Below are 257 nucleotides of genomic sequence, written 5' to 3' on the forward strand. Positions count from 1 at the left end.
GCCACGCTTGGGCCTATCGGAATCAGCAATGGCATCAGCAGCAATTGATCCCATATCGGCACTTACCGTCAAATGACACGCTATATCGAAAAGGCGGAGTCTATGTGGTCATCGGAGGCGCCGGGTACATCGGGGCGGCATGGAGTGAGTACATGATCCGCCGCTATCAGGCGCAAATCGTCTGGATTGGACGCAGTCAAATCAATGATGCCATCAAGGCAAAAGTAGACCGTCTTTCCGCTCTTGGCCCTGAGCCT

General features: G+C 54.1%; 1 protein-coding gene. It reads left to right on the forward strand.

Annotated features, from left to right (window positions below; translation table 11 throughout):
• Positions 1 to 257 (forward strand): KR domain-containing protein (locus ACVHXK_RS18905; RefSeq protein WP_461207947.1); only part of this gene is annotated, 257 nt, incomplete at both ends.

The organism is Clostridium sp. DL1XJH146 (assembly GCF_054819755.1).